The sequence below is a fragment of the Nostoc sp. genome (genome assembly GCF_054880495.1).
The window spans coordinates 20,709-27,812 of sequence record NZ_JBTYKD010000033.1 but is presented as its reverse complement, the minus strand read 5'-3'; the positions used below and the strand labels follow the sequence as shown (position 1 = coordinate 27,812).

13 protein-coding genes are annotated in these 7,104 nt (G+C 41.5%); 11 read left to right on the top strand and 2 right to left on the bottom strand.

Going from position 1 to position 7,104, the window contains the following annotated elements; all coding sequences use genetic code 11:
• Nucleotides 1–294 (top strand): ISL3 family transposase (locus tag ACYTXL_RS04155; protein WP_461923610.1); only part of this gene is annotated, 294 nt, incomplete at its 5' end.
• Here ACYTXL_RS04155 and ACYTXL_RS04150 read toward each other — a convergent pair.
• Together ACYTXL_RS04150 and ACYTXL_RS04145 are read right to left on the bottom strand one after the other, a co-directional pair.
• Complete coding sequence (locus ACYTXL_RS04150; protein WP_461923609.1) at nt 281–520, bottom strand: hypothetical protein; 240 nt, start codon at nt 518–520, stop codon at nt 281–283. The genes ACYTXL_RS04155 and ACYTXL_RS04150 overlap by 14 nt on opposite strands.
• 613 nt (nt 521–1,133) lie before the next feature.
• Nucleotides 1,134–1,442 carry a hypothetical protein gene (locus ACYTXL_RS04145; RefSeq protein ID WP_461923608.1) on the bottom strand — a complete coding sequence of 103 codons (309 nt, stop codon included), beginning with the start codon at nt 1,440–1,442 and terminating at the stop codon, nt 1,134–1,136.
• A 203-nt stretch (nt 1,443–1,645) separates the two neighbouring features.
• Here ACYTXL_RS04145 and ACYTXL_RS04140 point away from each other — a divergent pair, with 203 nt between their 5' ends.
• From ACYTXL_RS04140 to ACYTXL_RS04095, 10 genes are all read left to right on the top strand, one after another.
• A complete protein-coding gene (locus ACYTXL_RS04140; protein WP_461923607.1) occupies nt 1,646–1,978 on the top strand; it encodes a hypothetical protein in 333 nt (110 codons plus the stop codon).
• A 109-nt stretch (nt 1,979–2,087) separates the two neighbouring features.
• Entirely contained in the window at nt 2,088–2,882 is a 795-nt protein-coding gene (locus tag ACYTXL_RS04135) for a hypothetical protein (RefSeq protein WP_461923606.1), read from the top strand.
• A gap of 121 nt (nt 2,883–3,003) precedes the next feature.
• Nucleotides 3,004–3,330, top strand: coding sequence for a hypothetical protein (locus ACYTXL_RS04130; protein ID WP_461923605.1), 327 nt, complete (start codon nt 3,004–3,006; stop codon nt 3,328–3,330).
• Nucleotides 3,323–3,523: a hypothetical protein gene (locus ACYTXL_RS04125; RefSeq protein ID WP_461923604.1), complete on the top strand. Its 201-nt coding sequence runs from the start codon at nt 3,323–3,325 to the stop codon at nt 3,521–3,523. The genes ACYTXL_RS04130 and ACYTXL_RS04125 overlap by 8 nt, the downstream gene beginning before the upstream one ends.
• 25 nt (nt 3,524–3,548) lie before the next feature.
• On the top strand, nt 3,549–3,938 hold the full coding sequence (locus ACYTXL_RS04120) for a hypothetical protein (protein WP_461923603.1): 390 nt from the start codon (nt 3,549–3,551) through the stop codon (nt 3,936–3,938).
• A gap of 126 nt (nt 3,939–4,064) precedes the next feature.
• Nucleotides 4,065–4,895: a hypothetical protein gene (locus ACYTXL_RS04115; RefSeq protein WP_461923602.1), complete on the top strand. Its 831-nt coding sequence runs from the start codon at nt 4,065–4,067 to the stop codon at nt 4,893–4,895.
• Between the two features lie 67 nt (nt 4,896–4,962).
• Nucleotides 4,963–5,193, top strand: coding sequence for a hypothetical protein (locus ACYTXL_RS04110; protein WP_461923601.1), 231 nt, complete (start codon nt 4,963–4,965; stop codon nt 5,191–5,193).
• Nucleotides 5,190–5,588, top strand: a complete 399-nt coding sequence (locus tag ACYTXL_RS04105) for a MerR family transcriptional regulator (protein WP_461923600.1) — start codon at nt 5,190–5,192, stop codon at nt 5,586–5,588. The genes ACYTXL_RS04110 and ACYTXL_RS04105 overlap by 4 nt, the downstream gene beginning before the upstream one ends.
• Nucleotides 5,585–6,631: a DNA cytosine methyltransferase gene (locus ACYTXL_RS04100; RefSeq protein WP_461923599.1), complete on the top strand. Its 1,047-nt coding sequence runs from the start codon at nt 5,585–5,587 to the stop codon at nt 6,629–6,631. Before ACYTXL_RS04105 ends, ACYTXL_RS04100 begins: the two co-directional genes overlap by 4 nt.
• Nucleotides 6,628–7,086 carry a DUF1392 domain-containing protein gene (locus ACYTXL_RS04095; RefSeq protein WP_461923598.1) on the top strand — a complete coding sequence of 153 codons (459 nt, stop codon included), beginning with the start codon at nt 6,628–6,630 and terminating at the stop codon, nt 7,084–7,086. The genes ACYTXL_RS04100 and ACYTXL_RS04095 overlap by 4 nt, the downstream gene beginning before the upstream one ends.
• The last annotated feature ends 18 nt before the right edge of the window (nt 7,087–7,104 follow it).

Below are 7,104 nucleotides of genomic sequence, written 5' to 3'. Positions count from 1 at the left end.
AAAGAGGATTTTCGAGACATATTTGAATCAACTATATCTTGGGGAGACAGCATAATTAAATTATTAGATTGGATGCATGATGCACTTTCATATTTTCCGAAAAGTATAGGTACAATGGTTAGATGGTTTGGTGAAATAGTAGGCTATTTTGACGGGAGAACCACGAGTGGTACTGTAGAAGGAATTAATAATAAACTTAAGTTAATTAAAAGACTTGGATATGGCTTTCGTAACTTTAGCAATTTTCGATTACGCAGTTTATTAAACTGGCATTTTAGTATTAATTCTCCATAAAACTAGCGGAAGAACCAACTTTATAACTACTTAATAATTGAGCAGTAAGTTCCTCTCCAACAGTTACATTACCTGAGTAAGAAGTCACCTCATGTCCTATTTTTATAAGTGCGTCATTTAACTTACTCCAAGTATCAATTTCGTCATCATCTGGGATTTCTTGAGAGCGCAGCAATTCATTATGAGATTCATCAAACAGAATTTTTATCACTGGATGCCTTGACATTAATAGTCCTCGTGTAACCTATTTTCTTTAGTATCTTATGGTACTTTAAAGCAGTTTCATTTTCGATATAAGGAACATAACTGACAAGGGTTGGAAGGGGACAACGCGAAAAAGTTCAATTAAAGCCAGAAAGAGCGATTTTTTAAAAATCAACTAAGTAATTTGTAATATTTTATACAAAAATTAAAAGTTATGAGCTAAAGTTACTTAACCCTAACTTAGTGATATTCTTGTCGTATATTCCTCCAGTAAGTAAGTCGGTTTGAATATTAATCATTAGGAAGAGGCAGAAGGCAGGAGAAAAGAGAATTTTAACCTACTTTACTTTTATGAACATAGTTTGATTTCTTCTATTTGTTCTACTAATCTCTCTTTTGTTACCTTCGGTAGAGAATAATCTAAAACCCTGTTTTTACGTCTCTTCTCAACAAGCAAGTTTAAATGACAGAGTTAGCTTGTGATCGCACAATTCATTATTTTGTTTAGCGTTCAGAAGTAAGGCAGTATTTTTCTCTCCTCGTAGTAAAAAAGAGGGATAACGCTCTTTAATCACTCTCTCAAGATAAAAAATTAATAATCCTTGTTAGACAAGACTTTTACCTTTAGGACGAGTCTATTCCTTAATGTATTCCGTATAAGCAACAAAAATCATTATTTCACCCCCCCCCAACAGCCGCAATATCTGTACAACTGGACGTTTGGCTGCTTCAGCTTCCTGAATATCCCCTAGTAATTTTTTAGGGATATACTTCGTCCCTTTTTCTCCGTTTTCTTGCCAGTGGTAATAAGCCTGGGGATAATCCTTCCCGTCCTTAGTTATGGTGCGCCAGTGAATAAAACCGTTGCCCTCGCCCTTGCGTCGGCGATTTTTACTAGGGGATATCTGCGATTGAGAAGAGTTTTTACTAAGGCTGTTGTTCATCTCCCATAGCCTAGATTTCTTAAAGAAGCGATTGCTCCCTTACTTGCTACTTTCATAACTCAACTTAGAGCAAATTGCCCTAGACAAAAGGCGATCGCTGTCCTTGGTTGTTGCATAGTAATACAAAGTTGACGACATGAACGGTTATGCCACCTTTCTGTAGGGTACTTTATTACTGCTTACAACAATAAACCTAAAATGTTATGCTGGCAAGTGGCAACGGAAAAAAAATTACTACAATGATAGATATTGAACATATTGCTACATTCAAATGGGGTAATAAACAAGCCAAAAAGCTAACAGAATTACGCGGAAATATCCCACGTCGTCAGCTTGAGCAAAAAACCACTGAACTTGGGCAAAAGGTTGCACATCAATATATTCAGCAATTAGAACAGCCTGACTATTATGCTACTCGCCTCAAAAGTGGAACAATCACTGTTTCAGTAGAGGTTGTTAACGTTTTATGTGAAGCACTGAATGCCGATATTACCGATTTTTTCGATACTGCCAAAATAATTACTGTTGTTGCTTGACCTTTGTCCGTTGGTAACGGTAAAATAGAAACATACAAAACAAAAGGCGACCGCTCAAGTTTCGTAGGCTCTGCGATCACCCTTTGACCTTTTTACAGGAGTTTCTATTATGACCCATCCAACCTACACACAGCAAGCCCTTTGCCGCTATAACCTCCCCCGTCTCAAAAGAATCGCTGCCGAACGTGGCGTTATACCCACCGGGGACAAAAGAGCGGCTGACACCTGGGTAAACGCAATCATCACCCACCAATCCACCCAGCTTCAAAAAGTTGACAACCAAGCCGCAGCCCAAGTCGAATTCGACAATTACATCGCTGACCAAGCCCAAGTTGTAGCTCCCGAACCCCTCACAATAGTCGAAATTTCGTTTGACCATCACGAATATTATGCTGGTAATCAACTGGTAGCCACCATCGCCCATGACGACAACCACTTAACCCAACGCTGGGTAGTCACGGTCAACGACAAAGAAGTATTCCGTGCCAACACTCTAATGCGTTGCGATCGCTTCATCTGCACTCACTACAAAGACGGCTCATTACCTGTGCAGGATAAAGAAGCAACACCCCCCACGACCGAAAACCGAATCATGGCGCATATCTTCAACGAGTGCCAGAATTATGGGTTTGAAATTCTCGATGATGGCATTTACAACAACAACGGCCTGAAACTGGGGCAAGTCGGATGCACTGAGGGTAACTGGTGGGTGAAGAGGCGTTATTCAGTTCAGCAGCAGTATTCTAACTCGGTCTATGATGCAGTGCGATCGCTGTCGATGGTGGACGTGTCTACTGATGGTAAATCCATTTTTGATGAATATTTTTTAGAGCAACCGTTAGAACAGCTAACTGGCGATAAATTGCAACAGCTGCTGGAGAGAGCGGAGTTAGTCACAGCGTAGTCTTGGGCTTCGCTTGGGAAAAGGTTAAAGGTATTGGTTAAAGGTAAATTTCTTCATTCCCTTCCCCTTTGCCCTTTCCCCCTTTCCTTAATTATTTATTCACCAATCCCCAATTAAATCAATGCAACCGACAATCTCAATCCCCCAACACTGGGGCTACCCTCGCTTTGCTTTGGAACAGCGTACACAAGACGGTATCATTTTGGGATTTTATTACTACCCGAATGGTACTGAATTAGCTGAACAATTCGGTGGTGGCTGGCGCTATGCCTTGATGCCTAATAAAAACTCTGATGAATTGTTTCACTTTCAGGAAAATCAAATTAAACCGCTTTCCTCACAGGAATTATTCTCAGAAATAACCGCAGAGATTGAGTTTTATCAACAGCAGATAGCAATTTTACAACAACAGCTAGCGGCAATGACTGGAGGTTTCACTAATGGCTAATTCTACAGATAACTTTGAGGGGAGAGCCAAACATTTGCTGCGTTTGATTCAGCTTTGCGGCGGTTGTGTTCCATTGCATCGTTTGCAATTCCAATTCTCTGATTCCGTCATTCAAACACTACTTGATAAAGAACTCGTGCAAGTACAGAACACGGGACGGGGATTTTTGTTGGAGATTGCCGAGGATTTTTAGGTTATTAATCCCAGAGGAAACAACCATGAAACTTTACGCTAAGACTATTCCACAAACTTTACCCGATTGGGCAACTGTCGTTACAAAGAATGCAGATTTATTTGAGGTGGAAATCAACGATGAACATCCGAATTTTCAATCTTTACTTGAAGAGTTAGCGACGGAGATTGAACCAGGAACAATAGGAGTGAAAGCAGAGGATTTATGTTCACGGCTCGGCATTGAAATGTCTAACCCTAGCCTCCACCAATTAGTTGAACAAGCTCAAACCCTAATATCGGAAATTGCTACGCACCCAGATTACAAACAACTACTGAATGACGGATATAGCCCTGACTTAAACATTGCTGATGCAAGCACTGCCCTAACTTATCTCCAATGGGAGCTAGACCGGAATCGAGAAACTTCTAATTAGTACAAAAGCGTTCACCTAAAGGAATGCCATTACTTTAGATGAACGCACGGAAGTTTTTCTCCCGCTACAGGATTCCCATTATTGCACACGAAACACTAATCAATGAAACTTTAATCGAGGTGAAATATGACTGCTGAAATAAAACTAGGTTTGTGTAACCCTCCTGAACCCGTCTATTTATATGTCAACCAGGGGGAAGTAGATGGGGAATCTTACGTCTGGTACAAGTTCAATATCAGCCAAGATAAGAAAATCCCAGTTTCCCAAAGAGCATTAACTGGGTATCTAGCTGAACTCCGCCTAACGACTAAAGAATTCAAAGGTAAAGACAATCTCAAACTTGATATTGTTGTTAGTACTGATGAACTTTACGTCATAAGAACTGGTGTTGAAACCAATTTCGCCAAAAGCTTCCTTTTAGCTGCTTCTTTAATCCAAGATTTTTCTAAGCCACTGATTATCGTTGCTAATGCTGGCGACGAAAACACAGTTTTCTGTAATCTTTACGATGCCGTAACCAAAACCAAGATTTACAGGGAATGGAGTAGAGATTTGGATTGGGCAACAATCATTAGTGACATCCAAATTTTACTAGGTGGGAATTCCTCAACTACTCCATCTACACCAAAACTTAGGGTAGTTCCTCAACCAGTACACCCCCAAGACTTACGAATCAAAAACATTCGTACCTTGCTTGATTATCCCCTTGATTTAGTCAGAGAGTGGTTGCAATTTAAAGACGCAAATAGCCCCAGCCAATTGCATATTAGCAAAATTGATGAACTAGTGAAGACTATGTGTTTGGCTTGGGCAGCAGATAAGTCTGACCATCCCAATCATGCGGAGTCTTCTTATCAAAAGCAGGTTGTTGAAGCTGTGGTAAAGGGTGCTGATGAATTAACAGCAATCAGCGCATGGATGCAGGAATTGCAAGCAGTAAAAACTGGAGCAGTGTAAATCAGAAGTCAGGATTCAGAATTATTCTGGCTCCTGACTTCTCCATTAATCACAGAGTAATTAAATCATGAAAGTCATTGTCACAGTAGTCGAAAAAATCATTAGTGAAGCCCATATTGATATCCCTGATGGGCTGGATGAATCTGTAATCAAGCAGCACATCGTAGACCGCTACAACACTGGGGGAATGCAGACTGAGATGAACATCTTCCAAGTAGATTTTGAATCTATCAGCGCTCGGATTGTCAAAGAACATTCTGATACCAAATCTGCATCAATAGGGGAGGTGAGATTATGAGTATCAAATGGACTGATGAAGAACTCGCAATTATTGAGGCGAAAGCTGAAGTCTATACAGTTAAACAAATAGCCTCAAGCTTAAAAAGACGAGGATATCATCGCACACCAGTTGCAATTTTTCTGAAGTTAAATAGCTTAGGTTATTCGGTTCGTCCCACTCTTGATAACTATTCTTGTCAAGAAATTGCTCAAGTTCTTCAATTGAATTTCTCAACTGTTACAAGATGGGTAAAACGAGGATGGCTCAAAGCTACAAGACGCTCTGCCAGACATTACCAAATTCGGAGACGGTATCTCAAACAGTTTTTTGATAACCCACCACAATCAATTAAAAAACGCATTGCTGCTCTCGATACCGAAGCGATTAATTACTTGTTAGGGAGAAAAGCATGACAGAACAAATCACTCCCCTTAAAACCCAAAAAGTCCTTGACCTTTGTTCTGGTATTGGCGGCTTCACCCTCGGTCACATGATTAGCGGTGGTTTTGAAACTGTAGCTTTTTGCGAGATTAACTCTTACTGTCAACAAGTTCTAAATCTGCGCTTTCCACATATTCCAATTATCCCAAACATTCATGATATTACAGTTGAGTCTTTGGCAAGAATCGGAGTTGGAAATATTGACGGTATCATCGCCGGACTCCCTTGCCCCCCCTTCAGCCTTGCGGGGAAACGTCAAGCGTCGCAAGATGAACGCAACTTGTTCGGGGAATTCTTTAGAATCCTTCGCCAAGTTCGACCAAAATGGGCAATTGTGGAAAACGTACCCGGACTGCTTACTGCTGAAGGCGGTGAATTTTTCCGTGCCGTACTGTGGCAGTTTAGCCAGATGGGGTTTGATGTCGAATGGGGAGTGCTTTCAGCTTACGCAGTGGGAGCCGTCCACAAACGGGAGCGTGTCTGGATCATTGCTACCAACTCCCAAAGCGCAGGATGGCAATCACCCCGGAGTTGCTTCCCACAAGCCGGGACAGACGCTGCACCTGTCGGCGGCGGTGATGCTACCCACGCCAATTGCCAGCGACTGGAAAAGCGGCAGCCCCTACCAATTACACAAACAGCGTCCGCCCAATCTCAAGGATGTAGCCGCAGGATTGGATACAGCCACGAATCGCGCCCTCAACCCTCATTTAGTGGAGGCAATGATCGGTGTACCGCTCTTCTGGACAGATGTATCGTCACCCACAGAGAGATTGACGATTGGCTTACCGCAGCCACAATCCCCACTTTCAATAGGCTCAGTCGTGGCGAGATTGCAGCGCTTCCGGCAGATAGCCAAAAAGAATATCGCCAACTCTATGCAGAATACCAAAGTCTCAGAAGACAACACAAACAACAGTTGATGGCTTTAGGTAATGCCATTGTCCCCCAATGCGCTGCACTAATTTTTGAACGTCTGAAAATAATTTTATCCCCACAACAGAAAAATGCATGATTGAGTTAATTACTGCTCTTGAAAAAAGCTGGTATCTTTCTCCACCTTGGGGTCAAACAATGCCACCAGTTGAAGTCAATTTACTAGAAAGAGTATACCTCAGAACCACCAGAACATTCGGCTATTGCTGTGGTGTTCAGTGGAAGCATGAATGTTGGATTTATTCAATTGATTGCGGTAAAGAAATACTCCACGCAACACAGCATCAAATCATCTCCACTGGAGAATTACAAGCCATCACTGTACAAAAACCTGCTTTCGTTCTGGGTGAAAGAGTAATCCTCTGTTCTCACGATAAAGGAACAAAGCAACGGCTGATTTTGGGAATTGCGCTGGTGCATAATTCTTGGTTTTACATGGTTGAATTGGTGTCGCCAACCTTAACTCAATCACGGACTATATCTAATCGCTTCTCATTAGTTGGTGAAAAAAGTTTGCTGCGAGTGAATACCTAAAATTTTGAAATTTACTTA